This is a genomic window from Mesorhizobium sp. WSM4307, assembly GCF_007003945.1.
Lineage (GTDB): Bacteria > Pseudomonadota > Alphaproteobacteria > Rhizobiales > Rhizobiaceae > Mesorhizobium.
Genome location: NZ_VFTB01000024.1, coordinates 13,912 through 40,622, shown reverse-complemented (window position 1 = coordinate 40,622; position 26,711 = coordinate 13,912). Strand labels below are relative to the sequence as shown.

Here is a 26,711-nt window from a genome sequence, read left to right as displayed (position 1 = left end):
GCCAGGAGCAGAAAATGTCGACCGCAAGCCAAACTACCCCTCGCATTGCCCCCGGCCGTGCCGGTGTAAAGAAAGAACTTCCCGACCGTTTCAAAGACTACCGGCACGTGTGGGTCTTCCTCGAGCTCGAACGCGGCAATGTGCATCCTGTATCATTCGAACTGCTGGGCGAAGGCCGCAAATTAGCCGACAAGCTTGAAGTCCAGCTCGCGGGCGTCGTGCTGGGACCGCCGGGCGAGATGGTCGAGGACGCTGTTGCCGAGGCCTTCGCTTACGGGGCGGATCTTGTCTACATCGTCGATGCGCCGCCGCTCGCCGACTACCGGAACGAGCCGTTCGCCAAGGCGCTCACGGATCTGGTCAATACCCATAAACCCGAAATCCTCCTTCTCGGCGCGACCACACTGGGCAGGGATCTTGCAGGCTCGGTAGCGACGACCCTGCAGACGGGGCTCACGGCCGACTGCACCGAACTTGATGTAGATTCCGACGGTTCACTCGCCGCGACCCGTCCGACTTTTGGTGGCTCATTGTTGTGTACGATCTATACACTAAATTACCGGCCGCAAATGGCGACGGTGCGACCAAGGGTCATGCCTATGCCGCAACGGGTGGATAAGCCGGTCGGGCGTGTCATGCGGCACAAGCTGTCGCTCGTTGAGGACGATATCGTCACCAAAGTCCTCGGCTTCCTACCGGATAACCAGTCGGCAATGGCAAATCTTGCCTATGCGGATGTCGTGGTTGCGGGAGGCCTCGGTCTCGGAGCGGCGGAGAACCTTCAGCTTGTGAAGAATCTTGCCCGAGCGATCGGCGCCGAGCATGGCTGTTCGCGCCCCTTGGTCCAGAAGGGCTGGATGCCGGCTGATCGACAGATTGGACAAACTGGCAAGACCATTCGACCGAAGCTTTACATCGCGGCCGGAATTTCCGGCGCCATCCAGCACCGAGTTGGGGTCGAGGGGGCCGATCTCATCGTCGCGATCAACACCGATCCGAACGCGCCGATTTTCGAGTTCGCCCACCTCGGGATCGTCACGGATGCAATCCGCTTCCTGCCCGCACTGACGGAAGCCTTCACCCGGCGGCTGTCGCCGCACAGTCGAGACAAGCTTGCGAGTTGAGGGAGAGGACATGATTGAACAATTCGATGCCATTGTGGTCGGAGCCGGCATGTCTGGAAACGCAGCTGCTTACACTTTGGCAAGCCAGGGGCTGAAGGTCCTGCAGTTGGAGCGCGGGGAATATCCGGGCTCTAAGAACGTCCAGGGTGCCATAATGTACGCGAACATGCTGGAGAAGATCATCCCGGACTTCCGGGATGATGCGCCCCTCGAGCGGCACCTGGTCGAACAGCGACTTTGGGTGATGGACGACACGTCTCACACCGGAATTCATTACCGGTCGGACGACTTCAATGAGGCGAAACCCAACCGCTACACGATCATCCGCGCCCAGTTCGACAAATGGTTTTCCCGCAAGGTGCGCGAGGCTGGCGCGACGGTCCTGTGTGAGACGACCGCGACGGAACTCGTCCGTGATGGCAATGGCAAGGTGATCGGCGTCCGCACAGACCGGGCTGGCGGAGTGGTCTTCGCGAATGTGGTCGTTCTCGCAGAAGGGGTGTCGGGATTGCTTGGCACTCGCGCAGGCCTGCGCGAGATGCCGAAGCCGGAGACCGTGGCGATTGCCGTCAAGGAAATGCATTTCTTGCCCGAAGAGGTCATTGGCCAGCGGTTCGGGGTGAAGGGCGATGAAGGCTGCGTAATCGAGGCCGTGGGCACGATCTCTCGCAGCATGGCCGGGCTCGGCTTCCTTTACACCAATAAGGAGTCGATTTCACTCGGCATCGGCTGCCTGGTCTCGGATTTCGCCGCGACGATGGAGAGCCCGTCCGCCCTCCTGGATGCGATGAAAAACCATCCTTCGATCCGGCCGCTGATCGCTGGCTCGGAGGTGAAAGAATATGCCGCCCATCTTATCCCCGAAGGTGGTTACAGGGCCATTCCGCAGCTATTCGGCGACGGTTGGGTCATCGTCGGCGACGCAGCGCAACTGAACAATGCCATTCACCGTGAGGGTTCGAACCTTGCCATGACCTCGGGTCGTGTCGCGGCTGAGGCGATCATCAAAGTCAAAAGCCGCAACGGTCCTATGACCAAAGCGAACCTTGCGCTCTACAAGACGATGCTGGATGACTCCTTTGTGATCAAGGATCTTAAGAAATACAAGGACATGCCAGCCTTACTCCACACCAATTCCAGCAACTTTTTTGACAGCTATCCGCGGTTGATGTCGCATGCCGCTCAGACCTTCATGCGTGTCGACGGCACGCCGAAGATCGAGAAGGAAAAGAACACCACGGCCGCCTTCATCAACGCGCGCTCGCGCTGGGGGTTGGTCAGCGACGCGGTCCGCCTGGCATTGGCATGGCGCTGAAGAGGGTACAAGATGACGATCGCAGTGACGAAGGTTCGTGTCGAGGACAAACTTTACCAGAACCGCTATCTGGTCGATTCCGGCCGCCCCCATATCATAGTGCGACCGCACGACAAGCCAAGCGCGAACTTGCTTGCGTTGACCTACGTCTGTCCGGCGAAATGCTATGAGTTGAATGACAAGGGTCAAGTCGAGATCACCGCCGACGGCTGCATGGAATGCGGCACCTGCCGGATATTGTGCGAGAAAGGCGGCGACATCGAGTGGAACTATCCGCGCGGCGGCTTTGGTGTCCTGTTCAAGTTCGGATGATCAGCCGGTGCCAAGAGCATGCCGGCAGCGAGCAACTGCGGCACACCATGAGCCTCTCCATCCACTTGCAAAGAGCTAGTGAATATTGGGTTTCGCAATTCAAGTTTCCTCGACTTGGTAGGGGTATCCTCAGGCCACGGGGCGCCTGTGCCGGACTTACCACCGGTAACGTGGTCGAGCCCCTTTGGACAATGTCCGGCCATCGTGCCGGATGGCAGCCACAACGGCCGGTGAGCAAATGGAACGGCACAATCCATGATAAAGACGTATGTGCTAGTGCATGGTGCCTGGCATGGCGGATGGTGTTGGCGGGACGTCGCCGCCAATCTTCGCAAGATGGGATGCCACGTGACCACGCCTACCCAGACAGGTGTCGGCGAACGCGCACGTTTGCTGTGCAAGGACATCACGCCCGACACATTCGTGACCGACATCGTCAACCACATTGTAACGGAAGAGCTGAGCGATGTGATCCTTGTCGGTCACAGTCTAGGCGGCATCAGCATCACCGGCGCCGCCGACCGGATACCCGACCATATCAGCCATCTCGTTTATCTCGACGGCGCCATCGTCGAGAGCGGTCAAAGTGTATTCAGCACCATGCCCCCCGACATCGTCGCCGCCCGTCGAAAATTGGTTGCGGAGGAAGGACGGGGTATCTTCATGCCGACTCCGCCGCCAACAGCATTCGGCACTCCCGAGGGACACTCGCTCACGGACTGGGTGCGGCGCCGGATAACACCGCATCCGGCAGGCACCTACGAAAGCGGACTTAAGCTCGAGCACCCGCTCGGCAACGGCAGACCCCGAACCTATGTCGTCTGCACTAATCCACTCCACCCGCCGATGGCGGGAGCGCGAGAATGGGTCGCGAAGCAGGATGGCTGGGCGTGGCAGGAACTCGCCACTGGCCACGACGCAATGATCCTCGCGCCGACGGAAGTTGCTCTCCTTCTTAGCGCTGTCGGCTGAGGAACCAAGTAGGGGGAGCGGCGGCCGATTCTCAGGCCGTGGCCTTGAGCTCTGGTGCAAGGATGTAGGCCCAACGGGTCGTTCCGGTGGCGCCACCGAAACCACTAGGCGGGAGTGGCCTGTCCTGCCGACGTCGCAAGCTTGCGAGCGTTCCGCCGCGGCCGCAGCCCGTAGCGCCGGGCAACCTCCGAGATCACCGCGTCGGCTCCAGGGTCTCGGAGATGACTCCGTGCCTTGTCGTCCATCGACCAATGCCGCCGACCAACAGCGCCGTTGATCACCCTCGAAAACGCCGAGGCTGCCGCTCAGGGTCAATCGTAAGTTCAAGTTCAGACACAAGCCGATCTCCGATCCACCTCAGAATCGGCAGGCCCACAGATCGCGGGTCCTCCTGGAAGGACACAGCGCTTACCCTTGAAATATGGAGAACCATGGCTTTGCGCCGTCGGCAGTTGAGCTGATCTCGCAATGCTATTTCCCCGGCAACGTCCGCGAGCCGGAGAACTGCGTGCTTGGCGTTCTCCTCTGGAAGGAACCAATCTTTCGGAACGTGGCAATGTCATCGACGAGCTCTCACGGGCCAGCACGATGCCGGTTCGGCGCATCGGCGCCCGCCTGAACACGAGATGGCCACTTGCGATTCTAACGATACGGCCGGACGGGGGCTGGGACCGCGGCGGACGAAGCGTGACGGCTGATCGACACAATGGAGAAGGCCGGCTGGGTTCAGGCTAATGCGGCTCGAATTCTCGGCCTCAAGCTGCGACAAGTCGGCTAGGCGATACGCCGGCATAGTATCGAGGTGAAGGAACTTCTAAGAGCCTGATGAGCCAATCGTCAGGCCAGTGGTCTTGCGCGCCCTGTGCGCGACAAGGAGTGCTTCGTGCTTCTGAACGGATTTGGACTTGCACTGTCGCAAGCAGGACAAAATTGTGTCGCGCCGGCCTGACACAATGCGATATCGACCCGAATAGTGAACTGAAGCCGCTTTTTTCAGTTGGTATGGCTCTTGCACCTTGAACCGCGACGTTACCAGCAACGGAGCCGTTTGATGTCCTCACCGACAGTTTCGATTGAGGGGCCGACTAGCACGACATCCGAGGGTCTTCTGGCAGCCGCGAAATCCGGTGGCTGCGCATCGTCTTCCTACGGCTCGTCGCCGACCAGCCCGGGCGAAGAGGATCCGGCTATTTGGGAAAGGATCAAGGATCACCCCTGCTTTTCGGAGGAAGCGCATCATTATTTCGCGCGTATGCATGTGGCGGTCGCGCCGGCTTGCAATGTCCAGTGCAACTATTGCAATCGCAAATACGATTGCGCCAACGAGAGCCGGCCTGGTGTTGTGTCTGAGAAGTTGACGCCCGACCAAGCGCTACGCAAGGTCATCGCCGTTGCCAACAAAGTTCCGCAGCTTTCGGTTCTTGGCATCGCTGGGCCGGGGGATGCCTGTTACGATTGGGAGAAAACGAAGGCAACGTTCGACCGCGTCATCAGGGAAATCCCCGACATAAAGCTGTGCGTCTCCACTAATGGGCTCGTGCTGCCGGACCATGTCGCCGAGCTTGCCGAAATGAATGTTGATCACGTGACGATCACCATCAACATGGTCGACCCGGAAGTCGGCGCGAAGATCTATCCATGGATCTTTTATGAAAATCGCCGCTACTTCGGCATCGAAGCCGCTCGAATCTTGCACGCGCGGCAGATGCTGGGCCTGGAGATGCTGAGCGCGCGCGGCATCCTCACCAAAATCAACTCGGTGATGATTCCTGGAGTGAACGACCAGCACCTGTTTGAGGTGAACAAAATGGTCAGGGAGCGGGGCGCGTTTCTGCACAACGTGATGCCTCTGATTTCGGACCCGGCGCACGGTACCCACTACGGACTCATCGGGCAGCGCGGCCCAACGGCAACGGAGATGATGGCTCTTCAGGATCGACTTGAAGGTGGCGCCAAGTTGATGCGCCACTGCCGGCAGTGCCGGGCAGATGCTGTCGGCCTGCTCGGTGAAGATCGTGGCCAGGAATTCACGCTGGACGGTATTCCCGACGATGTCGCCTACGATGCTGGCAAGCGTCAGGCCTATCGGCAGGTGGTCGCACACGAGCGCCGTGATCATGAGGCGGCGAGGAGCGAGGCCATCGGTATGGTCAAGGCAACAGACTCCGAAAAGTCGCTTCTGGTTGCGGTGGCCACTAAGGGAGGTGGACGGGTCAACGAACACTTCGGCCACGCGAAGGAATTCCAGGTTTATGAAGTCTCGCCTAGAGGGATCAGCTTGGTCGGGCATCGGAAGGTCGAGCGGTATTGCCTCGGAGGCGGGGGCGAAGACGCCATCCTCGAGGGCGTCATCGCAGCGCTCGAAGGCATACACATAGTGCTATGCGCCAAGATCGGAAATCGCCCGAAGGAACAACTCTCGCGAGTTGGACTGCGCGTAACCGACGCCTATGGCCATGACTACATCGAGACCGCAGTCAGCGCACTTTACGCGGCAGAGTTTGGGATCAGACCACTAGCGGCGACGGCCTGAGCCGTCTCGTCCGATAACCAGGAGTTAGAATGGCTTTAAAGATCATCGCATCCCAATGTACCCAATGCGGGGCCTGCGAGTTCGAATGTCCTTCGGAAGCGATCAAGTTCAAGGGCGACGCCTATGTGATCGATCCAAACAAGTGCACCGAATGCAAGGAGGCCTTCGATACGCAGCAATGCGTGTCGGTCTGTCCGGTACCGAAAACCTGCGTTCCCGCTTGATTCCTACCGAAACGGTCGGGTTCGCCGCACGACGACGCCTGCAACCCGCGACCACAACAAAAGCCTCGAGAAAGGAATGGACAGCATGTGGTCCAGACGCGAACAGGAGGTCGAAATCGGCAGACCGCCACGGTTCATGCAGGGTGAGCGGGTCCGTGCGATACGCCACATAAAAAACGACGGCACCTATCCCGGCAAGGAGATCGGCGAAAACCTCGTGCGGAAGGGCGACGAAGGCTACGTGCGCGACATTGGAACCTTTCTCCAGCAATTCTTCATCTATGCGGTCGAATGGATCGATCGTGGCACGGTCGTCGGCATGCGAGCGCGCGAACTCATTAGCCTCGACAAAGTCGAGGTTCCCTGCGGAGCTGAAGGCATTTCCAACGGGGGAACAGCCGGATGAAAGTAATGATTCGCAGGACCGCTACTGGCTTGTCGGCTTATGTCCCCAAGAAGGATCTCGAAGAGCCGATCACCGAGATTGAGAACGCTGACTTATGGGGCGGGACCGTGACGCTCAGGAACGGTTGGCGGCTCATGCTGCCCGACCTTCCGCGCGACACGCGTTTGCCGATCACCGTCGAGGCGATGAAGATTTCCGACGGGGCCTGATGCCGGTGGGTTCAGTGGCGGAGAGGAAACGCGTATGAACACGATGCTGAGCTGGGACCATCTCGTCGTCGTCCGGGGCAGTTTTGCCAAAAAACTGATTGACCTGCTGAACGGCGCTCTCAAGGCCGATCGAGTGATCCCCTATCTCGGTCCTGGTCTTCTGCAGCTTAACCCACCGGAATCCCCTGTACCTTGCACCCCTGAAGATGTCGCCGCGGCCCTCAACAAGCGGGCGCCTGCCCCTTCCAGGATTCGCACCAATATGTGGTCGGTCGCGCAGTTTATCGAGCAGCGCCGACATCGTCGGACTCTCCAAGCGTGGATGGCGGAGATATTCGCAGCCCCCGCCGAGCCGACCGTTCTTCACGCCTGGCTCGCAACCCTTCAACTGTCTGTCATCATCGACAGCTGGTACGATGGCGCCATGCGAGCAGCCCTTGCAGAGGCCGGCCAAACAGACGTTGTCGAGATACAAGGAACGACGCGCGCGACCGGAATCGGTAACATCTGGACGAGAACTTACGATTTGTCAGGAACAGAACTCGAGGCCGAACAAGTGGCTAGGACGGTGCTCTATGCGCCGCACGGCAGCGTCAGGCCGGCGGCAAACTTCCTCGTGGCTGATTCCGATTACGTCGAAGTCCTAACCGAAATTGATATCCAGACGCCGATCCCGGACGCGGTGAAGCAACGGCGCGTCAACCGGGGTTTTTTCTTCGTGGGCTGCCGCTTCAACGATCAGATGCTGCGCACATATGCCAGACAGCTGATGAAGCGCTCCACTGGCCCACATTTTGCGGTGATCGATTCGGCTACGCTGACCAGAAACGAACGTCGTTTCCTTGCCGAAGGCGCAATCACGGTCATCGACATGCCGATCCGCAACGCCGCGGCTCGCCTCGTCGGGGTCGATGCTAGCCAGGATTAATGGCCGGCGATTGCTGGTGAGTCGCTGCTTGCCTCCAAGGGCGAAAACTCAGTTGGGAATACATTCGTGAGCAGTAATGCTAGTGGCAGCACAACGTAGGCTCTGAATTCGTTGGGCCATGTGAAAGGGTCCGCTGCTGCGGGACGTGAGCACGTTGCGGCGGCATTACGCACATGATCTTGTGACCCCCGTGGCAAAAGAACTGAAGCGCCCGAGTCGCGACAACATATGCAGCGCTCAATGGCTTCGACAAAAATTCGGCACAGTTTCGACAGTTCGCATGCACCTCCAGGGTCAACGAGGTTGATTATGCCTGTTTATGTGGGTCGGCCACGCGAGCAGGAATTCCCACTACCTTTGCCCCGGCGGGAACATCTCGTGTGACCACGCAGCCAGCGCCTACCACTGCATTATCACCAATCGTGACGCCAGGCAGAATGATTGCTCCACCGCCGATCCAGACACGGCTGCCAATGTGAACAGGACGCCCGACCTGCAGGCCGGCCTGCCGCTGCTCGGCATCATGTGGATGATCGGCGGTATAAATCTGCACAGCAGGCCCAATTGCCGTTCCTTGCCCGATTTTGACCTCTACCACGTCAAGAATAACGCAGTTGAAGTTGATGTAGGCATTGGCTCCAATGCGGATATTGAATCCGTAGTCGCAAAAAAAGGGCGGACGGATGACCGTTCCGCGCCCAACCTCTCCCAGCCGCTCGGACAAAAGCTCATGCCAATGCCCCGTGGTCTGCCCCAGCGTATCATTGTACCGCTTGAGCCAAGCCCCGGTTGCCAACAGGTCAGCTTGGATCTCCGGATCCGCCGCATTGTAAAACTCGCCTGCGAGCATCTTTTCTTTTTGGCTACGCATCATAGTCTCCCGTCAGGTCGTGTCCCGTACAGTGATGCAGGAACGCACATCAAACTGCCTCGGCAACTTTGTAACTCGATCTTGCCGGGCGCGCGGTCGGTCACGAGCCGGGGCGACAGTTTCGTCTCGACCAACTTCCAAGAATTTGGATATCGGAGATCAACCGGTCGCAGGGGCCAATACCTGACGAAGTCGGCAACTGTCCAGCGGTCGAACTCACTTTCATGCCCATCTCAGATTGCGTGATATCGAGCGGTAAGCCATCAGCTAATGTATCGACCAGGTCCCGCCAGAGGATTACTCCTTTTTAGTTTGTCAGTCGCAGAGCCCCAGTACGACTGGTGGTAGAAAGCACACGGCCGGAATCTTGGCAGCGCTGTTCACACCCACTTCGTAAGCCTGGCCGATGGGCTCGGCGCCAGAGCACCAATGCTTGACCTGCTCCAGCTCTTGCTCGGCGGGTTGTTTCAGAGACGCTTGATCTCGATACCGCGTTTTCTCAGCACGTAGCCGATCTGGCGCGGGGTCAAACCGAGCAGGCGCGCCGCCTTTGCCTGCACCCAGCCACACTTTTCCATGGCAGCAATGACCGTATCGGCATCGGGCACCCTACCACGAGTCGTGGCAGGGCCTATCGGCGCTTGCCCGTCGCCGACGGGCGGGGCGGCACAGGCGGCGGAAGGCTCGATCGTAGTCGACTTCTCTGACGTCGGCTGTCCGTTCTTCCACAGCGCCGCGGCCAAGCACTGATCCGCGTAACAGGCAAAGTCAGTTCTGAGGATTGATGGACCCGTCGCCAGAACTGCCGTCCGTTGAACGCAGTTTTCGAGCTCTCGGATGTTACCTGGAAATTCGCAGTTCATTAGCACCTCAATCGCTTCGGGAGCGAAGGTCAGCGTGTGATCATTCTCAGTATTGAAATTCTTGAGAAACTGAGCGGCCAAGAGCGGAATATCACCTCGCCTTTCGCGCAATGCCGGCACGCGTAAAGTGACGACGTTGATGCGATAATAGAGGTCTTGCCGGAACTCCTTGCGTTGAACTGCCGTTTCCAAGTCCCTGTTCGTTGCGGCAATCACGCGAACATCAACTTTAATGGTGTGGTTGCTGCCGACGCGCTCAAACTCCTGCTCCTGCAGGACACGCAGCAGCTTAGCCTGGAACGAACCTGATATTTCGCCAATCTCGTCCAGAAACAATGTGCCTTTGTCGGCAGCCTCAAAGCGCCCCTTGCGCAAACTGCTCGCGTCGGTGAAGGCACCCTTCTCATGACCGAACAAGTCAGATTCCAGAAGCGTCTCGGTGAGCGCCGCGCAATTGACCTTGATGAAGGGCTGCTTGGCGCGAGGCGAGAGCTCGTGAATGGCTTTGGCAACCAGCTCCTTGCCGGTTCCGGATTCACCTCGCAACAGGACCGTAGTCTTCGCCTTGGCCACCTTGACAAGGTGCTCACGCAGCTTGCGCAGCGCCTGACTATCGCCAAGCATCTCCTTGCTGATCTTTTTACGTTCCATTTGGCAGCCCATCCCACTCCGCCACCCGCCGGTAGAACTGCACTGGACGGTGAGCTGTGTTGTATTTCGCCATCATCATTCTCGATCTCACCTTTGTTGCTTCGAAATTTCCGGCGCGCGGACCCCCTCGGCAAATGGCAATGGCGCCTGAGCATCGTTGTCTTTCACCAGGACGAGCGTCTTCTCCTCCGTGCGGGCGCCCGCAATATGCGCGCTTGTTTGCGCAGGCCTTTACTCGACCGGTCGCCGTTCTGTCCGGCTTCTGCCGCACCGCAGCCTGCAAACCCATCCTTGACAAGAAAGGAGGGGAGTCAATCGAGCTCTCCTTGCATTCGTGCAAGGAAAATTGTCAGTTTGATAGAATTCTATCAAAACGGCAGAAACGCCCCGCCCCCAATTTGGCTGTACCTGCGGCGTTCAGCTTACGTGACGACATGTGCGGACTTGTCCCAATTGCCGTCCGAGTTGTGCGGGAAACAGTAGCCGCTGCGCTGTTCGCTTCAACCGCGTGATGCCGCTGACAGTAGAGGCGGCGGCTCGTCGAGCGAGGCTTCATTGTTCGGCTACTAAAGCGGCTGTGCTTTGGTGGGAGTTGGTTTCGCCCAAGTTCTGGGCCTGGGGGCGTCTAGCCCGTTTCGCCGCACAGGCTCCTCCCACATCGTCGAGGCCGAGAAGGAGGGACCCCACAGCCCTCCCTGTATCACAATGCCCCGCCCCTCAAGCAGCTAGATACGACAGGTGACCTCGAATGAGGCGTCTTGCATGGCTTCTACACCTGCCTGAATGCCAGAACTGCGTTCGTACCGCCCATGGCGAAGGCGTTGCTCATGGCGACGCGCACCTTGCGCTCGCGCGGCACATTGGGTGTGATGTCGAGGTCGCAAGCGGGATCTGGCTCGCGATAGTTGGCGGTCGGCGGCACGACGTCCTCTTGGATTGCCATCACGCAGGCGATCATTTCAAGCGCGCTCGCTGCGCCGAGGCAATGCGCGTGCGTGGACTTGGTGGAAGAGATGGACATCGAATAAGCGTGGTTTCCAAACACACGCTTGATCGCCGCCGTTTCAGTCTGATCATTGCTCTTGGTACCGGTGCCGTGCGCGTTGAGATAGTCGACGTCCTCGGCATTCAGCCCGGCATCGGCAAGGCAGGCGCGCATCGCCGACGCTGGCCCCTCGACAGATGGCGCGGCAATGTGGAAGGCATCGGCGGAAAGGCCGACGCCGGCGATCTCGGCAAGAATTGTGGCACCACGCCTCGTGGCATGCTCGTAGCTTTCCAGCACGGCCATGCCCGCACCCTCGCCCAGCACCAGGCCCTTCCTATCGGCGGAGAAGGGCCGGCAGGTATCGGGTGAAAGCACGCGCATTGCTTCCCATGCTTTCAGCACGCCCCATGCGAAGGGTGCGTCGCTGCCTCCGGAAACCATTACGTCGGCCCGGCCCAGCTTGATCTGGTCCACCGCCGAGGCGATCGCATGGTTGGCCGAGGCACATGCGGAGGTCACCCCGAAGACCGGCCCGCGCAAGCCGAGGCTCAAGCTCACCTGGCCGGCGGCGGCGCTTGGCATCGTTTTGGGTACAGCGAGGATGCCAACTCGCCTCGCGCCGTCCAAAAGGAGGGCCCGGTAAGTTTCCTCCATCACATCCCAGCCCAAGCCGCCGACGCCCACTGTCGCGCCGAAGCGATGGGCATTCCCCTCGTCGCAGGAAAGTCCGGCCTGCCGCATGGCTTCGCGCGCTGCAAGCACGGCGAGCAAGCTGAAGCGGGCCATGGAGACGAGCTGCTTGCGATCGATGTCGTGCTGGGGCAGCGCCTTGATCTCAGCGCCGGTCATGCCCTCCAGGTCATGAAGCTCGGAATTGGCGATCGGGCCGATGGCGGAGCGGCCTTCGCGCATCTCTTTCCACATAGAGGCGGCGTCGGTGCCCAGTCCGCACAGGCCGCCCACTCCGGTGATAACGACGCGCCTGTCCATTCAAGCCTCCTTCGCAAGCAAGCCGCGGACGGCTTCCACGACGTCGCCGACATTCTTGAGATTGGACCAGGCATCGGCCGTGTTCATGTCGATCTTGATGCCGTAGGCCTGCTCCACATCCCAGAGGACGTCCGCCAAACCCAGCGAATCGAACCCGAGCGCGTCCAGTTCCGTGGCGATTGTTATCTCGCCGACGAATGACGCAGGCATTCCCTCACCGCTCTCCGACTCGGCGCGTTTCTTGATCAGGGCAATGACGTCCGTTGCGAATTGATCGGCCATTCTGTTTCCTGTCTTTCTTTCCCGCGTTTCGACCTGGACGCGGCTCAGTTCCTGAGGCGCGCCGCGTCGCGAAAGCCATCACGCTTGGGCAACTGACAAAGCCCAATGCTCATAAAGCCGGATCAGGTCCGGCCGGTGTGTGGCGTAGGTGCAGTATGACGATGTGAGCCGCTACACGTGCGCGTCTCCCGGTCTGTCCATAGGCTCGGAAGAAGTCGGACAGTTTGACATGGCCGGTCAGTTGCAACTCCCTTTCCCAGCACTCCACTGCCCGGTAGAGCGCATGAAAAATCTCCTTTCGGGCGGTTTCTTAAGACGCTCGCCACGCCATGAGGCAGTGGGGGCATCGGTGTCCATCAGGTGCTTCTGCCCATGCAGGATTCCAGAACATTGATGAAATCGTTTGTTTCGATGAAAGGCATCCACACTTTGGATGGTTGACCACGCTTTTCAAAGATCGTGAACTACATCTCCTCGTTGTGCTCGACGCACTCCGGACAAGTAACCTCATGGGCGCGGCATGCAGGATTAACCGAGCCCAGCCGGTCATGAGTGCGGCCGGCGCTCGGCTGCTCGATTTATTTGCGCGATAAGCTCGCGACCATGTCCGCGGAGGTATTCAAACTTAACGCTGCGTCCGGGAGCTCTTGCCCTCCAGTTTGCGACGCTCCCCCGCCCATCCAGTGATCGTTTATTTCGTCGGATAGTTTGACCCGGCTCTACCGAATCGCCGCTTCAGGATCATTCTTTCCGATTTCGTCACGCTCGTATTTCTGCCGCGTCCTACACCGATTGGGCGCGAACAAAACTGAGCGCCTTGGAACCCGAACCCGTGCGTCGTGACCGGGAGCATCCGGGGCGAACTCATCCGCTCGGGGGCATCGCATCACCGGACGGCGACAGGCACGGTCGACCGGCATCTCGGCATCGGCTGGGAATTCGTCCATGGTCTGCATTGGCGACGACGCTTCCTGAGGCCACGTAGCCCTTATGCCAAGCTGGGCGCCCGGGTCGAGCGCGTAATGACGACAATTGCTTCGCTGCAGGTCAAACGCTTTCCGGGCCACCTGCAAAGTCTTCACCCGGCCGTACAGCGCCCAAGACCACTGATGTGATCGACAAGAGCCTTTTTGATAAATCTGCGCTATTCTCCTGTCGCGCACGGACGACCGCGTGGCGAAGAGCAGGGTCCGAGATGAGAGCCCTGCCGCGCAGCTTCTATCGTCGCGCCTCGTTTGCGGCATCCGTGCCTACCCTCTTCGGACCTCGTGGGTTCCAACCGGCGACGAGGCGTGCATAGGCGCCCTCGGCCTGCTCCACCCAGCGGCGCTCTTCTTCCCGGTGGCTCTTTATGTTGTAGGCGTGCGCTCCCTTTTGGCCGCGCACAGCCTTGCTCCCGGCCTTGAGTTCCACATCGCGCAAGCTTCTTGGCATGCAGGGAGGGTCGAGCCCACGCGTAACTCTCGCCCTTCTCAACAGATGACAGATCACGACAGAGAGTTTGCGTGCGGTTGCCACGGCCGCGACATGCTGTCCGCGCCGGGCTCGCACGCCGCAGGGAGAAGGCTCGCAACGGTCCGGGAGCACGAGCGGCCGCCCAGGCCGCCTCGACGAGCATGCCGCGCGCATGACCACGGCCCTGCTTGGTGATCCGCCCATGGTAGGCCGGACCTGGCCGGACTGCTGGACGCTTGGGTTCAACCCGAGATAGGTCACGAGCTTCTGCGGATCGTCGAAGCGCGACACGTCGCCGATCGCCGCCCTTCATCGCCAGCGCGACGGTGATGTCGACGCCGGGAATGGTCATCAGCCGCTTCACGCCTTCATCCTCGAGAGCCGAGCGGACAAGATCGCGTTCGATGACCTGGAGGTCTTCGCCCAATCGGTCGAACTCGCGCAGATGCCCATCGATCGCGAGGCGCTCGTCCTGCGGTACGACCTGCTCGATTAACCAGGTCCGACCCTTGGCGCCGCACAGGTCAGCATGCGGGCAGGACGGATCAGGTGGCTATGAAGGATCGACTGGATGACGCTCTTCAATCGAGATCTCTGTCGGACAATCTGATTGCGCCGTGTCACCTGTCGACGCAGAGCCTGCGTCGGCTCGTCCGCAATCCAGACTTCTGGCAAGAAGCCGCTGGCATAGAGCTGCGCAAGAACGTCGGCGTCGATCGTCGTTTTGATCTTGGCATAGGCAACGATAAACACCTGTTTCGGCTTGGCGATCCCCACCTTCTTCACATGCGGCGCAACCACAGCTGCAGCGGACGTCGCGTTGCCGGTGGCCTCGATCACCCCGACATCGTTCGGCGACAGCTTCGCGGCGAACGCCGCCAGCAGATCGCGCCGCATGTCGACGCGGCCGAGTCGCCTGAGCCTGCCCTCCTCCCATGCCACTGCTTCGGCGAAGGCGCGGTGAATATCCAGTCCGATGATAAGCATGCCCGTTCCTCCTTCTTGGCTCGGTCAAAGACGGGAGCTGGCGGGCAACACGACATCTACTGATCCGCGCTCGCAGCGCATCCGGGAAAGTCGCGAGGGGCGGCCATGTAACGAGCTCGGGCTCTCAGCCCACGGTCTATTGACGGCCTGCCTGCACCTTTGTGCTCCCGGTGCCCCACGTCCCGGATGGGCTCACCATAAGGGCGTTCCAAAACAAGAACAGCAGGACGAGAAGGCACCACAGATCACATACCGGATAGCGGCAAGGCCAAGCGCTTCGTTCAGATAGGCTTGCGCCAATGGGCTTAGGCCGAGCCTACAACAGCTCTCAAAAACGCTGCCGGACTGCTGCATTGGCTCGCCGATACAATTGGCACAGGCCTCACGGCAGCTTAGGATCAAACCGCCCATCAGTCGCCTCGGACTGGAAAGGTGCACCCTATTAGGTTCCACGCCTAGCTAGGTCGGGGCCGCCGAAGACGCTGGTTGATAGACCGGCGCCATCGGCCCGGCGTTTCAAACTGCCAATCTCTGACCTGCACAGTACGAACGATTGCTCGCTTCGGCAGATCACGCGGCTCATATGTCGGACCTTAACGTCATCCATCATAAACTTTTTGCGACAAAAGATTGCAAGAATGCTAAATTGTTAAAGTCGTTTGTTTCGGTTAAAGGCATCCATCCCATGGATGGCTGATGACATGCGTTTCAAAGGACTTGATCTAAATCTCCTCGTTGTGCTCGACGCACTCCTGACGGAGCGTAATCTCTCGGCGGCGGCACGCAGGATTAACCTGAGTCAGCCCGCCATGAGTGCGGCCGTCGCCCGACTGCGCGATTATTTCCGCGATGAACTGTTTACGATAAGAGGTCGCGAAAGATTTCTAACCCCGCGTGCGGCAGCATTTGCCCCCGCAGTTCGCGACGCTCTCCAGCACATCCAGTGCTCGATTATTTCTTCGGATCCGTTTGACCCAGCTCGAGCCGATCGCCTCTTCAGGATCATTCTTTCCGATTTCGTCACGCTCGTGTTTTTCGAAAAGCTTGTGGAGCGTATTTCACGGGAAGCCCCCGCCGTCAGCTTCGAACTGCTGCCTGTCGACGATAGCCCCGATGAGCTTCTCCGGCGCGGTGACGTCGATTTTCTAATTCTACCGGATATGTTCACGTCGAGTGTGCATTCAAGCGTTGCGCTGTTTGACGAGAAGCTCGTGTGCGTAGGCTGTCCCACAAACAAGCAGCTGCCACAGCAGCTTACATTCGAGAGATACATGTCGATGAGGCACGTCGCGGTCAGGTTCGGGCGTACGATGAAGCCGTCTATCGAGGAATGGTTTTTGCTTGAGCATGGCCTTAAGAGACGTGTCGAGGTCGCCGTGCAGGGCTTCAGCATGATTCCACCTATGGTGTCCGGCACAGCTCGTATAGCGACCATGCCCTTACGGCTGGTCAGGCATTTCGAAAAAACGTTCCCCCTGCGGGTTATCGAACTTCCGCTGCCATTTCCCACATTCACCGAGACCCTCCAATGGCCGGCCCTCCACAATAGCGATCCGGCAAGCATCTGGATGCGGGAGATAATGATACAGGAGGCATCTCGGATGGCTGCCCCGCTGTGAACCCACGGAAAATTCAGGCGCACCTATAGTCACTACTCCTGTCACCATCTACTTTGACGACAATAGCCCTCGCCGGATAAAGTCGATGCTGGCGGCAAGTGCGCCTGCGAGATCGTCCAGAGAATGGACTTCCTCGACCAGCTCGAATGAGAAAGGTCCCGCGTAGCCGCCATCCAGCAGCGCCTGAATCTGGCTGCCATTGTCGGAACCTGCAAGAAAGCGATCGGGGTAAATCCAGAAGGTCGGGTCGTTTACGCTTGAAATGTGCACCAGGCCGGTAAGCTCGCAGAACAGGCATGTCTCCCCGGCCAGGGTGTGGTGGAACGTGTCGTGCACGAGGCGAAAGACGGACTGGCCATCAACCGCGGCAACGGCCTCGGCCGCTTCCTTCTTTGATCGAAGCGAGCAGGTTCGGAAACCCAGCGGCTCGATGAGACCGATCAGACCCCGCGACTGGAGGATTGGCTTGATCTCGTTTAGAGCGAAACGAAGATTGTCCTGGCGCTCGCTATTGGTGGGCCACGAGCTGCGGTTGGCCGGCACCAACACGAGCGTCTCCGCCCCGCACGCCGTCGCATAATCGGCGAGGTTGCTTGCCTCGGCCTGACGCGTTGGAGTCCAGTCGTTGAACCGCTGCAAGGCGTTGACAGAGATGATCGTGACGCCCGCTTCGGTAGCGGCCAACCGAACGTCCGCAGCCGGAATGCCGCGTGCGACAGGATTGCTGAAATGAGGGTAACGGATTTGGACGTCGGTCAGGCCTTGGTCACGGGCAAGCGCGAAAAGCGCACTGACGTCAAGGCGGGGCGCCGCCATGTGATCGAGTGCAAAGCGGGGCGATACCTGGCGCATTGCTTGACTTTCCTTCCATGAAGCGCGGCTGCCATTTCGGCATCCGGCTTCTTTCAAGACGGAACCACGCCGGTTCACAGATCGGACAGAGACGGCCGAGTCAATCGAGCTTTCCTTTCATCGGTGAAAGGAAAATGGGCGCTCATGATAGAAATCCATCAAGGTCAAATATTTTCCGGAAGATAAATGTCGAACGGCAGAAATGTCTGCCCCGGGCTCTCCGCGACGCCGGCTTTGATGGCCCGCTCCATTGCCATTATCAGCTCCTGGCAAAGTCGGCGCATTGGCGTGCCGACCGCCATCGTCAAGATGTCATCCGCAAGCGCCCCACGTGACTGCGGCGTCATTTCACTCACGATCGCGACGAGATCCTGACCGCTCCCCTCTTCTCGGAGCGCGGAAATTGCCCCCTCTATCCCCCCGCCGGCCATATAGAAGCCGACGAGCTCTGGTTCCCGCTGCATAAGATCCAGCAATTTTTCGTAAGTGAGCTGCCGTTCATCAAGGTTCACGAGCGCATCAAGCACCTCGAATTTTGGCGCGTTCTCACGAAAATACGCACGAAAGGCCGTTTCCCGCGTCGCATGCGCCTGGAAGCGATGGCTTCCGACAAACACCGCCACCTTGCCGGGCCGTTTTGCGGCCTTGGAAAACACCCAAGCGGCAGTCCGTCCGACCTTGCTGTTGTTGAGGCCGATGTAGCCCTCGCGCACGCCATCGGCGAAGTCGGATAGCAGCGAAAATACCGGGATACCTTTCGCCTTGAGCTCCTCGACTGATGCTGTGATTTTCGGGTGATCGGCCGCCACCATGGCGATCGCCTGGCAGCGGCTCCCAAGGTCCTTAAGAAGCGGGAGCAGGTCACGCGGCAAATGTGACTGCGCGAACTCGATGATCGGAAGGCCGTGGAAGGATTTAGCCATACTGACCGACTCTTCGATCTTGCGAGCGAAATCTTGGTAGAAATCGTGGGTAGGTTTTCTCAAGATGAAGCCCAGCTTGTAGTGCGGCAGGTGCTGCTGCAAGCGCTGTTTGATGAGACCGGCAGCATGATAGCCGATCGCGTGCGCGGCCGCATGGACCCGCTGGGCGGTCTCCTCTCGCACCGGAAGGCGGACGTTCAGAACCCGATCGACTGTTGCTACGCTGACTCCGGCTTCGCGGGCGAGATCGGCTATTGTGACGCGCTTTCCCCTAGCGATTCTGATCGGCCGGTCCTCCATCATCCGGTGCGCTCCCGCGACGGCTTGGGGCGGCAAGCTGAAATAGTTCCCCCACCCCGCGGATAGCGCATTCGACGAACAGCGCTCCATGCGCACCCAGATGAGTCTCCGTGAACCGTTCGTTTGCTTAGGGGCTTCATGGTGTTGTATTACTCACTGCGTTAGTACTCTATTTCCAGCGCTCTTTGGAGGCTGGCAATTCGACTGTTGTGTCAAGGCCGCTACTTACACGTCGCGCTGTTGCGATCTTGCTTGCGGGGAGCCAGTTTGATGTAACCCTAACCGCGGAAAGCGGTTTCCATCCGTGACTGGTCCAATTCGCCTTCCCAGCGAGCGACAACGAGCGATGCCACCGCATTACCGACTAAATTCGTCAGCGCGCGGCATTCCGACATGAAGCGGTCCACGCCAAGAATTAGAGCCATTCCGGCAACGGGAACACTCGGCACGACAGAGAGAGTAGCGGCCAATGTGATGAAGCCGGCGCCGGTGACGCCTGCCGCACCCTTCGAGGAAAGCATCGCAATTAGCAGCAGGAGGATCTGATCGGCAATTGACAAATCTGTGTTCGTCGCCTGGGCGATGAAGAGGGCGGCGATCGTCATGTAGATATTGGTACCGTCCAGATTGAATGAGTATCCAGTAGGGATGACGAGACTTACGACCGAACGGGCGGCGCCGGCCTTCTCCATCTTCTCCATTAGCGAGGGCAGCGCGGCCTCCGAGGAGGACGTTGCCAGGACAAGCAGCAGCTCGTCCTTGATGTAGCGGACGAGAGAAAAGATCGAGAAGCCGTTGTAGCGGCAGACCGCGCCGAGAACCCCGAACACGAAGAGGAAGGCGGTAAGATAGAACGTCGCGACCAGTATCGCGAGGTTGGCCACCGAACCGATTCCGTATTTGCCGATCGTAAAGGCCATTGCGCCGAAGGCGCCGATGGGTGCAGCCTTCATCAGAATGCCGACGAGCTTAAAAATGGGGGCGGTAAGCGCCTGGAGAAAGGTAACGACCGGCCTGCTCGTCTCTCCGGTCATCGCCAAAGCAATGCCGAACAGGACCGAGAAGAACAGGACTTGCAGGATGTCGCCTTCCGCGAAGGCACTGGCAATCGTTGACGGGATGATGTTCATCAGGAAGCTGGTCACGGACTGCTCGTGAGCCGTGGCCACATAGCCCTTAACGGCTTGGACATCGAGCGAGGCCGGATCGATGTTGAGGCCGGCGCCAGGTTGAACGATATTCGCGACAATCAGTCCGACAACGAGTGCAAGTGTCGAGAAGGTGAGGAAATAAACCATCGCCTTGGCGGCAACTCGGCCGACCTTCTGCAGATCGCTCATGCCGGCAATGCCGGTCGCAATTGTCAGGAAGATGACAGGTGCGATAATCATCTTGACGACTTTGATGAAGGCATCGCCGAGCGGCTTCAGGCTCTGGCCGGTTTCCGGATAGAGGTAGCCAATTGCGGCTCCCAGGACTATGGCGGCAAGCACCTGCACGTAGGTCCGGGCAAAATGGGGCTTGCGGGGCGCTGCGATCGCGCGGGGGACTCTTGGAACCAACACCGTTTCTCTCTCCCTGACCGGATCGGGGTGGGGGCTCCTCCTTCTCCCATGCTGCGCTCCGGTCGAGCGCTGCTGTCATCTCGGAGCAAGCGCCGTGCCAACTGGAGGCCTGTCCCGTCCAGCGAGATTGGTGCGGGTTGCGCACTGGAACCCTCCACCTTTGCCGGAATTTGCACTCAAGGCTCGCCAAAGATCGCGTCTGAAGAAGTGCTTCGCCAGAGAGGGAATTGACCAGGTCGCCTTGCGGCCGTGTCTTTGATGTCTGCCGCAGATCGACTGCCGGCCGATATCTCTGTCGTCTTGGTGACTTTGGTTTGTCAGTTTTGCGACGGAATGCGCGCAAACTGCAGGATATCCTACACGCCCATCAGAGCACGCGGTACAAGCGATTAAGCGTAGGAGCGCATTGAATCTCCGAGGTCAAAAAATCTTGAATAAGGTCCCCGTGCGAAGTGAATCCGCAACTCGTCAAAGTTCTCCACCGTTTGATCCAGCGGTCGCGTTTCCTGGCGCTGCAGGATGGCGTTATCTGATGGCTCAAGCGCTGGAACGCCCAGGAAATCCCAAACCGCTCCCAGGCATTGGGCAGGTTCGTGAAGTAGGCTCTCGTATTCCATTACAAGCAGGTTGGTCGACGTGAAGGAGTCCATAACGCGAGCGTGAAAATCGTCGGCGGCTTTGAAATAAGCCTCACAGTCGGCGATTGACAACCTGACGCTCGGTGGCCGAGCGGTATCGTTGTCCCAGCTGAACTTCAGCCAGTGACCGCTTTCCCTGGCCTGCACAAAGGATCGGAGCGATTCCAATACGTTTCGGCGAACAACAAGGATGACCTTGAGTGCTGGCCAACGAGCCAGTTCCGCAAAGAATGCGGGACGCTCGCGAAACTGAGGTTCATTGATCTTGCATCCAAGATGCGTCACATTCTTGTAGTCGCGCATAGGGCAGCGCACATAGGCAAGCTCAAGAAGCTCGCGATCCGTGCCTAGCAGGCGATCAGTGCTGGGCCAATTGGGATCATATTCGTTTAGCAACTCACCGTTACTCAAAACGGTCGGATGCTCGTTTAGCAATTCTTCTAAATAGTGTGTTCCGGTCCTTGGCATAGCAAGGATCACAAAAGGCTCAAGAGTTGCTTCGTTGTGGGTCATTGCATGTGTATCCAACTAAATAATGGCCGCGACGGTCTGTGGACGCGCACAAGAAGCTTGGCTGCTATCGATTGAACGCTCCGGGTGGGTCCGCGCCTCACCATCCAGCCTGTTCTTCGAGGTGTGGTCGCGAAGCTGGGCGGGTGCCTGCAGCGGCTGGGTGGCGCCCGGCTTCGGCGTTGTACCACTCGCGATTCCTAGCATACGCATGCCTCCGGGCCGCTGTGGGCAGTTTGCATCCGGCATTGCGGACCTCCTTCTGGTTAATGGGTGTAAGCAAGCGTCAACGCATTAGTCGTCGATGAAACAGTCCAGCCGACAGAAAAAAAGGCAATACAGCGAACATGCAAAGTGCGCCTATATGCAGCCCTACATTGTCGCCCAGGCGGCCGAGCATCACCGGACGGATTAGCTCGATAGAATTCGCCAGGGGCGAGAAGGCCGCAATCTGCTGAAACACTCCTGGCAATTGGCCGACTGGAAAAACCGCGCCCGAAAGGAACAGCATGGGTGTGATGACAAGCGTCTGATAGAAAATAAAATAGTGATAACTGGGCGCGAGCGCGATGACGAGCATGGCCAGGCTCGCAAAGGCGAATCCGGTGAGAGCGACGACCGGTAGCACGTAGAGAACCGACGTCCACGCGGCATAACCTAGCGCGGCCGCAACAATCGCAATTGTCGTACCGGCCAGAAAAGCCTTTGTGGCTGCCCAGGTCAATTCACCGAGAACGATGTCGCCGAGGGTAAGTTGTGTGTGCAGGATTGCTTCCCAAGTGCCCTGATCGCGCATTCGACCGAAAACCGCGTAAATTGTTTCGAAGGTTGATGCTGTCATCGCGCTCGTCGCAACCATGCCGGCTGCCAGAAAGGCGATGTAGGATGCACCTTCGATGCGGCCTACCAACAGTCCAAGGCCAGTGCCGAGCCCGAAAAGGTAAATCATCGGATCAGCAAGGGTGCCGAGCATTGAAGCAAATGCCACCTTCTTCCATGCCAGATGATTGCGGCGCCACACCGCCATCCAGTTCCAGGCGTTGGCGGGTAGAGCGGCCGCAAAACGTTCACCCATTGCTCACTTCTCCATCTCACGTCCGGTTAACCGCAAGAAAACGTCCTCCAGACTGGGTGGACGCTCTAGAATACGCAGACCCGCTCGACCGCGAAGCTGGATGCGCACATCCTCCGGCTCAGGCGCATAGCAAAAGAGCGTCTCGCCGCTTACCTCGACACGCTGAACGTACGGTCTGATCAGCGAAATCAGCTCCTGTGGATTACCGCCGAAGATCTCGATCACGTTGCACCCAATGTACTCGTCGATCAGCGCATGAGGACTGCCCTCGGCGATCTTGCGTCCCCGCTCGAGAACACACAGCCGATCACAAAGCCGCTCAGCCTCTTCCATGAAATGGGTGGTCAAAATGATCGTTTTTCCGCTCGCCAGCAGGAAACGAAGTCGCTCCCAGATCAGATGGCGGGCATGCGGGTCGAGGCCGGTCGTGGGCTCATCCATCACAAGCAACTGGGGGTCGTTGATCAGAGCACGTGCCAGCGTCAGGCGCCGCTTCATCCCGCCGGATAGCAGGCCGACACGTGAATCCGCCTTGCTCTCAAGGCGAGCGAACTCGAGCAGCCGTGGGATGACGGCGTTGATCTCTCTTGTACTCATGCCGAAGTAGCGCCCGAACACCAACAGGTTCTCACGTACCGTAAATTCCAGGTCGAGATTGTCGAACTGCGGGACCACGCCTATGCCCTTGCGGGCCAAGCGGCTGCGTGCCGGCACTGGTAGACCGAGGACTGTTATATCACCCGCGTCAGGCCGGGTCATACCGAGGAGCATACGCGCAATCGTGCTCTTGCCTGCGCCGTTAGGCCCCAGCAGACCGAAGCACTCTCCCGATGCAACGGTGAAGGACAGCCCGTCCACAACGAGCTTGTTTCCGAATAATTTGGTTACGCCGGTAAGGTCGATTGCTACATTGGACATGCGTCTATCTCAAGCGGAATGAGTCCGATTGGCCACCGGCAGCTTACTTGCGAATTCTGGTTCAGAGCAGGCCACCGCCTTGAGATGACACCTTTGGAAAGTCGCGGCCGGAGCGACGTGTGTATCGCTTCCGCCAAAGAATAACGTCAAGATGCCACGTGTCGCTTCCACATAGTCCCCGTTCTGACCATAGGTAACTCGACAAGCTTCACCCCGTGTCGACTGACACAACTTACTCGGTCACTCGGCGCTGCAAGGCCGTCAGACTTCACTAGCTGTGAGCGAAAGATCTGCAGTATGAAGTGACTCCGCAATTCCAGAATTGCCCGCAGCATTTGCTCCGCCAAGCGGCATCGCGCTTGTGATTTCCTTTGTGCTGCTGTTGGGCAGGGGAACACTTTTACGCGACAGCCAATCGCTATTGCTCAATGTACACAGGGCGTAAGCCTTCAAGGGGATCAACAGGAATATCCTGATTAACGCGTGCATTGAATAGCCGATGAATCGAAGCTGCCGAGTGCGGAAAGATAACACCGTAGATCTGATTATGGTCATCGTGACAATAGCCAGCACCGTCCACCAATTTACTGTATGTGAAAATAGTAACTCACCGAGCGCCGTTACTACCGCGATGCCGAGCAACAATGGGCCGAGATTCTCTCCCATCACATCCAAAGTTAGATAGCGATCCAGGCCACGCAGTAGACCTCGCGCAAGCATCGTGTCCCGGAAAGTGCTTCGTGCCCAGCGGAGTTGTTGGCGCAAATAAGGTCCCATCTTGTCCGGAACGACTGTCGCCGCGACGGCACCTGGAACGTACTCGGTTCGAAAGCCTGCTTTCAGCATGAGGATCGTAAGATGACGGTCTTCACCGAAGTCGCTTGGTTTCCCCCTGAACAGCTGCGTCTCGTATTGATCCAGCAGAGAAAGGAGACAAGACCGGCGGTACATTGCACATGGGCCGCAGCAGCACATGACCGCACCAAAGCGACCTTGCGCCGCGCGCTCCTCATTGCAAGCCAGCCAGTATTCCATATCGATCAATCGGGTCAACCAAGTGTCGCTGCGGTTGTATGCCGTCAGCTGGCCCATGGCCGCTCCGACCATGGAATCCCGCATTTTTACTGCAAGCTTCGTGATGACGTCGGACGCAAGTGTCGTGTCAGAGTCGACGCTGAGCACGAAATCTCCAGATGAGCGGCGGATGGCGGCGATCTGCGCCTTGCGTTTGCCAACATTTTCGCGGAGCAGAATGAAATTGAATCTCGGGTCGCCCTCGTAGGCGTGATGTACCGGGATGACGGCATTACGATTTCCAGAACCGTCGTCAACCAGATAGACCTGAAATGTTCCGGAGTAATCTTGATTTGCAATGGAAGCTAAACACGCCGCGAGTGTGCGCGGGTCCTCATTGTAGCAGGGGATAATGACATCCACGCTCGGCCAACGGTCGGATCCGAACAAGCTTTCCGACGGCGGCGTAACATTTTCCGGTTGGGAGTAGACCGCTTGCATGCCTCTGTAAACAGTCGAGAGCACCGCATAAGACGAAACGGCAACAGTACTGGCTGTGGTGAGAAGGTCCATAGGATCTCTGTTTGTTCAGGGATGTTGAGGAAGTGATCGGATTACAAATCCGCGGCCGTGCAATTCTGGAATTAGGCGTGACAACGCTGTCACCGTCTGGTCGCGCAGACTGGCTTGATTGCCTGGTTGCAATTCGTCGGGAGCGCACCCGTCGTGCAACAGCACGATTGCGCCCGGCCGGATATCGGCGAGCACTCTGTCGACGATGGCGTCAACGCCGGGGCGAGACCAGTCGCGTGGATCAATGGACCAATGGACGGGCGCCAATGCCTCACCCGCTAATGCAGCGATTACTTCTTCGGTCCAGATGCCATAGGGTGCACGAAAGTACCGAACCATGGCCTGCGGGCAAGCCATCCCTATGACTCTGTTTGCCTCAACTATCTGGCAGTCGACTTCGACGGACCCGCATTTAGCTAGGTCCGGATGAGTCATCGTGTGGTTGGCTATACCGTGGCCGTCTGTAATAATTCGGCGAACGAGTTCCGGCTCGTCGGCCGCGTAGGCCCCAACAACGAAGAAGGTCGCCGGCACCTGATGTTGCGCCAGCACATTGAGTATCTGCGGTGTGAAAAATGAATTGGGACCGTCGTCAAACGTCAGATAGACGCTGCGCTCTGCAATGCGATCGGCATTGTCACTCTGCCCTTCGCATATGTAGTCCAGAGGCTTCATAGTTCCGGACCGTTCCGGTCGATCAGGGTACCAGACGGCCACTCGTCCATCGAGCGTCCGATCGGCGAAACCAACACGAGTACGTCTTCCAGGCGCGTGGGCGGCAGGTCGGGATGCACATCTGGACGGGTCGACCGTACGCGAACGCCCGACACAATGTTCGCGAGGCCGGCTCTGCAGAATCTTTCGACATGGTTTCGCAGCGCGTGCCGAACCGTGCCGAAAGCGAATGGAACACCCAACTGATGGAGCACTGGGTACGCCACGCGCATCGAAAAACCGATTCCGAGCCCTTCAAGATCCGGACGAACCGCGTACAGGCCCAATTCAGCGACGATCAAGTCGACCTCGCCAACTTTGATGAAGCGCCGCAGCATGCCGATGTGAGCCGCTACCCCATGCGCGTCGTAGCCGATTGCGCGGAATTCCGGCCTCGCGCCGGCCCAACTGCGGCCGCCTTCGAATGGCTCCGCGTTGAAGGCGCCAGTCCGTCCATAGGTCTTTCGAAAAAAGTCGGAGAGTTCGACATGGTCGGCCAGTTGCAGCTCATTTTCCCAGCACAACTTCCACTCGACATTCGGACGCATGGAAGACCTCACCTTGTAGCTGTCTGGTTGAGATAAATGTCCAAGCATTGATTAAATAATTGGCGTCGCGCCAACGGGGCGTAACTTGTGGGGACCGCCGAAAGACCAAGCCGCAATGCAGATGCGACTGACTTTGTACGCCCCGCACACCAGATGATGCTCCTCAGATCCAACGCAACCATCGGAACTACCTATCTTTCCAACTTGAAGCGCTTCTATGGGACCTGCAGCAAAAACGGTAAAATCCTTTGTTTAGATGAAAGGTATCCACGCTTTGGATAACTGGGCGAATGCGTTCCATATGGCTGGTCAATTATCGTCGTCACGCTCGAGGCACTTCTGACGAAGCGCA

At 58.6% G+C, this 26,711-nt stretch carries 22 protein-coding genes and 3 pseudogenes; 11 read left to right on the top strand and 14 right to left on the bottom strand.

Translation table 11 applies throughout. The features are described from left to right. The first annotated feature begins 14 nt into the window (after nt 1–14). The 10 genes and pseudogenes from FJV83_RS35500 to FJV83_RS35450 all read left to right on the top strand — a co-directional run bounded on the left by FJV83_RS35500 (nt 15) and on the right by FJV83_RS35450 (nt 8,023). The gene (locus FJV83_RS35500; RefSeq protein WP_024505237.1) at nt 15–1,124 is read left to right on the top strand and encodes an electron transfer flavoprotein subunit alpha/FixB family protein; all 1,110 of its coding nucleotides are present in this window, start codon (nt 15–17) and stop codon (nt 1,122–1,124) included. 10 nt (nt 1,125–1,134) lie between these two features. Beyond that, a complete protein-coding gene (locus FJV83_RS35495; RefSeq protein ID WP_063169391.1) occupies nt 1,135–2,439 on the top strand; it encodes an FAD-binding protein in 1,305 nt (434 codons plus the stop codon). A 12-nt stretch (nt 2,440–2,451) separates the two neighbouring features. Further along, nucleotides 2,452–2,751 (top strand): ferredoxin family protein, encoded by a 300-nt coding sequence (locus FJV83_RS35490; protein WP_024505235.1) that lies wholly within the window; start codon nt 2,452–2,454, stop codon nt 2,749–2,751. A 255-nt stretch (nt 2,752–3,006) separates the two neighbouring features. Next, complete coding sequence (locus tag FJV83_RS35485; protein ID WP_063169392.1) at nt 3,007–3,723, top strand: alpha/beta fold hydrolase; 717 nt, start codon at nt 3,007–3,009, stop codon at nt 3,721–3,723. A gap of 691 nt (nt 3,724–4,414) precedes the next feature. Continuing rightward, a pseudogene (locus FJV83_RS35475) lies at nt 4,415–4,501 on the top strand (helix-turn-helix domain-containing protein); the annotation flags it as partial. Nucleotides 4,502–4,774: 273 nt separating this feature from the next. Further along, entirely contained in the window at nt 4,775–6,256 is a 1,482-nt protein-coding gene (gene nifB / locus FJV83_RS35470) for a nitrogenase cofactor biosynthesis protein NifB (RefSeq protein WP_063169393.1), read from the top strand. 29 nt (nt 6,257–6,285) lie between these two features. Then, nucleotides 6,286–6,480 carry a 4Fe-4S binding protein gene (locus tag FJV83_RS35465; protein WP_024505232.1) on the top strand — a complete coding sequence of 65 codons (195 nt, stop codon included), beginning with the start codon at nt 6,286–6,288 and terminating at the stop codon, nt 6,478–6,480. A gap of 85 nt (nt 6,481–6,565) precedes the next feature. Then, nucleotides 6,566–6,886 carry a nitrogen fixation protein NifZ gene (locus FJV83_RS35460; RefSeq protein WP_024505231.1) on the top strand — a complete coding sequence of 107 codons (321 nt, stop codon included), beginning with the start codon at nt 6,566–6,568 and terminating at the stop codon, nt 6,884–6,886. Further along, nucleotides 6,883–7,095, top strand: a complete 213-nt coding sequence (gene nifT / locus FJV83_RS35455; RefSeq protein WP_024505230.1) for a putative nitrogen fixation protein NifT — start codon at nt 6,883–6,885, stop codon at nt 7,093–7,095. The genes FJV83_RS35460 and nifT overlap by 4 nt, the downstream gene beginning before the upstream one ends. 34 nt (nt 7,096–7,129) lie before the next feature. Continuing rightward, complete coding sequence (locus FJV83_RS35450; RefSeq protein WP_024505229.1) at nt 7,130–8,023, top strand: SIR2 family protein; 894 nt, start codon at nt 7,130–7,132, stop codon at nt 8,021–8,023. A gap of 307 nt (nt 8,024–8,330) precedes the next feature. Here the strand turns inward: FJV83_RS35450 and FJV83_RS35445 are convergent, their stop codons facing one another. The 5 genes and pseudogenes from FJV83_RS35445 to FJV83_RS35425 form a co-directional block, all read right to left on the bottom strand. After that, entirely contained in the window at nt 8,331–8,897 is a 567-nt protein-coding gene (locus tag FJV83_RS35445; protein ID WP_024505228.1) for a sugar O-acetyltransferase, read from the bottom strand. A 464-nt stretch (nt 8,898–9,361) separates the two neighbouring features. After that, nucleotides 9,362–10,405, bottom strand: a pseudogene (gene nifA, locus FJV83_RS35440) (nif-specific transcriptional activator NifA); the annotation flags it as partial. Nucleotides 10,406–11,177: 772 nt separating this feature from the next. Beyond that, nucleotides 11,178–12,386, bottom strand: coding sequence for a beta-ketoacyl-[acyl-carrier-protein] synthase family protein (locus FJV83_RS35435; RefSeq protein ID WP_063169394.1), 1,209 nt, complete (start codon nt 12,384–12,386; stop codon nt 11,178–11,180). Beyond that, nucleotides 12,387–12,668 carry an acyl carrier protein gene (locus tag FJV83_RS35430; RefSeq protein WP_029356603.1) on the bottom strand — a complete coding sequence of 94 codons (282 nt, stop codon included), beginning with the start codon at nt 12,666–12,668 and terminating at the stop codon, nt 12,387–12,389. 1,218 nt (nt 12,669–13,886) lie between these two features. Then, nucleotides 13,887–15,110, bottom strand: a pseudogene (locus FJV83_RS35425) (IS110 family transposase). Nucleotides 15,111–15,811: 701 nt separating this feature from the next. On the opposite strand from FJV83_RS35425, the gene FJV83_RS35420 reads away from it, so the two are divergent. Next, nucleotides 15,812–16,729 (top strand): LysR family transcriptional regulator, encoded by a 918-nt coding sequence (locus FJV83_RS35420; protein WP_063170390.1) that lies wholly within the window; start codon nt 15,812–15,814, stop codon nt 16,727–16,729. Nucleotides 16,730–16,777: 48 nt separating this feature from the next. Here FJV83_RS35420 and FJV83_RS35415 read toward each other — a convergent pair whose 3' ends face one another. From FJV83_RS35415 to FJV83_RS35375, 9 genes are all read right to left on the bottom strand, one after another. Beyond that, nucleotides 16,778–17,581 (bottom strand): TIM barrel protein, encoded by an 804-nt coding sequence (locus FJV83_RS35415; RefSeq protein ID WP_063169395.1) that lies wholly within the window; start codon nt 17,579–17,581, stop codon nt 16,778–16,780. A 164-nt stretch (nt 17,582–17,745) separates the two neighbouring features. Beyond that, nucleotides 17,746–18,807 carry a LacI family DNA-binding transcriptional regulator gene (locus FJV83_RS35410; protein ID WP_051695606.1) on the bottom strand — a complete coding sequence of 354 codons (1,062 nt, stop codon included), beginning with the start codon at nt 18,805–18,807 and terminating at the stop codon, nt 17,746–17,748. A gap of 275 nt (nt 18,808–19,082) precedes the next feature. Further along, complete coding sequence (locus FJV83_RS35405; protein ID WP_210326678.1) at nt 19,083–20,366, bottom strand: dicarboxylate/amino acid:cation symporter; 1,284 nt, start codon at nt 20,364–20,366, stop codon at nt 19,083–19,085. Between the two features lie 392 nt (nt 20,367–20,758). Next, nucleotides 20,759–21,520 carry a sulfotransferase domain-containing protein gene (locus tag FJV83_RS35400; RefSeq protein WP_063169397.1) on the bottom strand — a complete coding sequence of 254 codons (762 nt, stop codon included), beginning with the start codon at nt 21,518–21,520 and terminating at the stop codon, nt 20,759–20,761. Nucleotides 21,521–21,803: 283 nt separating this feature from the next. Next, nucleotides 21,804–22,592 (bottom strand): ABC transporter permease, encoded by a 789-nt coding sequence (locus FJV83_RS35395; RefSeq protein WP_063169398.1) that lies wholly within the window; start codon nt 22,590–22,592, stop codon nt 21,804–21,806. Between the two features lie 3 nt (nt 22,593–22,595). Continuing rightward, the gene (nodI, locus tag FJV83_RS35390; RefSeq protein WP_024505873.1) at nt 22,596–23,510 is read right to left on the bottom strand and encodes a nodulation factor ABC transporter ATP-binding protein NodI; all 915 of its coding nucleotides are present in this window, start codon (nt 23,508–23,510) and stop codon (nt 22,596–22,598) included. Nucleotides 23,511–23,771: 261 nt separating this feature from the next. Further along, nucleotides 23,772–25,097 carry a chitooligosaccharide synthase NodC gene (nodC, locus tag FJV83_RS35385; RefSeq protein ID WP_063169399.1) on the bottom strand — a complete coding sequence of 442 codons (1,326 nt, stop codon included), beginning with the start codon at nt 25,095–25,097 and terminating at the stop codon, nt 23,772–23,774. Between the two features lie 15 nt (nt 25,098–25,112). Then, nucleotides 25,113–25,772 carry a chitooligosaccharide deacetylase NodB gene (nodB, locus tag FJV83_RS35380; protein ID WP_063169400.1) on the bottom strand — a complete coding sequence of 220 codons (660 nt, stop codon included), beginning with the start codon at nt 25,770–25,772 and terminating at the stop codon, nt 25,113–25,115. Beyond that, on the bottom strand, nt 25,769–26,359 hold the full coding sequence (locus tag FJV83_RS35375; RefSeq protein ID WP_063169401.1) for a NodA family N-acyltransferase: 591 nt from the start codon (nt 26,357–26,359) through the stop codon (nt 25,769–25,771). Before FJV83_RS35375 ends, nodB begins: the two co-directional genes overlap by 4 nt. Nucleotides 26,360–26,711 lie beyond the last annotated feature (352 nt).

Bases quoted from the DNA above. Each gene is read 5' to 3' on its own strand.
- FJV83_RS35500 (WP_024505237.1), top strand. From the start codon at position 15: ATGTCGACCGCAAGCCAAACTACCCCTCGCATTGCCCCCGGCCGTGCC.
- FJV83_RS35495 (WP_063169391.1), top strand. From the start codon at position 1,135: ATGATTGAACAATTCGATGCCATTGTGGTCGGAGCCGGCATGTCTGGA.
- FJV83_RS35490 (WP_024505235.1), top strand. From the start codon at position 2,452: ATGACGATCGCAGTGACGAAGGTTCGTGTCGAGGACAAACTTTACCAG.
- FJV83_RS35485 (WP_063169392.1), top strand. From the start codon at position 3,007: ATGATAAAGACGTATGTGCTAGTGCATGGTGCCTGGCATGGCGGATGG.
- nifB (WP_063169393.1), top strand. From the start codon at position 4,775: ATGTCCTCACCGACAGTTTCGATTGAGGGGCCGACTAGCACGACATCC.
- FJV83_RS35465 (WP_024505232.1), top strand. From the start codon at position 6,286: ATGGCTTTAAAGATCATCGCATCCCAATGTACCCAATGCGGGGCCTGC.
- FJV83_RS35460 (WP_024505231.1), top strand. From the start codon at position 6,566: ATGTGGTCCAGACGCGAACAGGAGGTCGAAATCGGCAGACCGCCACGG.
- nifT (WP_024505230.1), top strand. From the start codon at position 6,883: ATGAAAGTAATGATTCGCAGGACCGCTACTGGCTTGTCGGCTTATGTC.
- FJV83_RS35450 (WP_024505229.1), top strand. From the start codon at position 7,130: ATGAACACGATGCTGAGCTGGGACCATCTCGTCGTCGTCCGGGGCAGT.
- FJV83_RS35445 (WP_024505228.1), bottom strand. From the start codon at position 8,897: ATGATGCGTAGCCAAAAAGAAAAGATGCTCGCAGGCGAGTTTTACAAT.
- FJV83_RS35435 (WP_063169394.1), bottom strand. From the start codon at position 12,386: ATGGACAGGCGCGTCGTTATCACCGGAGTGGGCGGCCTGTGCGGACTG.
- FJV83_RS35430 (WP_029356603.1), bottom strand. From the start codon at position 12,668: ATGGCCGATCAATTCGCAACGGACGTCATTGCCCTGATCAAGAAACGC.
- FJV83_RS35420 (WP_063170390.1), top strand. From the start codon at position 15,812: ATGCGTTTCAAAGGACTTGATCTAAATCTCCTCGTTGTGCTCGACGCA.
- FJV83_RS35415 (WP_063169395.1), bottom strand. From the start codon at position 17,581: ATGCGCCAGGTATCGCCCCGCTTTGCACTCGATCACATGGCGGCGCCC.
- FJV83_RS35410 (WP_051695606.1), bottom strand. From the start codon at position 18,807: ATGATGGAGGACCGGCCGATCAGAATCGCTAGGGGAAAGCGCGTCACA.
- FJV83_RS35400 (WP_063169397.1), bottom strand. From the start codon at position 21,520: ATGACCCACAACGAAGCAACTCTTGAGCCTTTTGTGATCCTTGCTATG.
- FJV83_RS35395 (WP_063169398.1), bottom strand. From the start codon at position 22,592: ATGGGTGAACGTTTTGCGGCCGCTCTACCCGCCAACGCCTGGAACTGG.
- nodI (WP_024505873.1), bottom strand. From the start codon at position 23,510: ATGTCCAATGTAGCAATCGACCTTACCGGCGTAACCAAATTATTCGGA.
- nodC (WP_063169399.1), bottom strand. From the start codon at position 25,097: ATGGACCTTCTCACCACAGCCAGTACTGTTGCCGTTTCGTCTTATGCG.
- nodB (WP_063169400.1), bottom strand. From the start codon at position 25,772: ATGAAGCCTCTGGACTACATATGCGAAGGGCAGAGTGACAATGCCGAT.
- FJV83_RS35375 (WP_063169401.1), bottom strand. From the start codon at position 26,359: ATGCGTCCGAATGTCGAGTGGAAGTTGTGCTGGGAAAATGAGCTGCAA.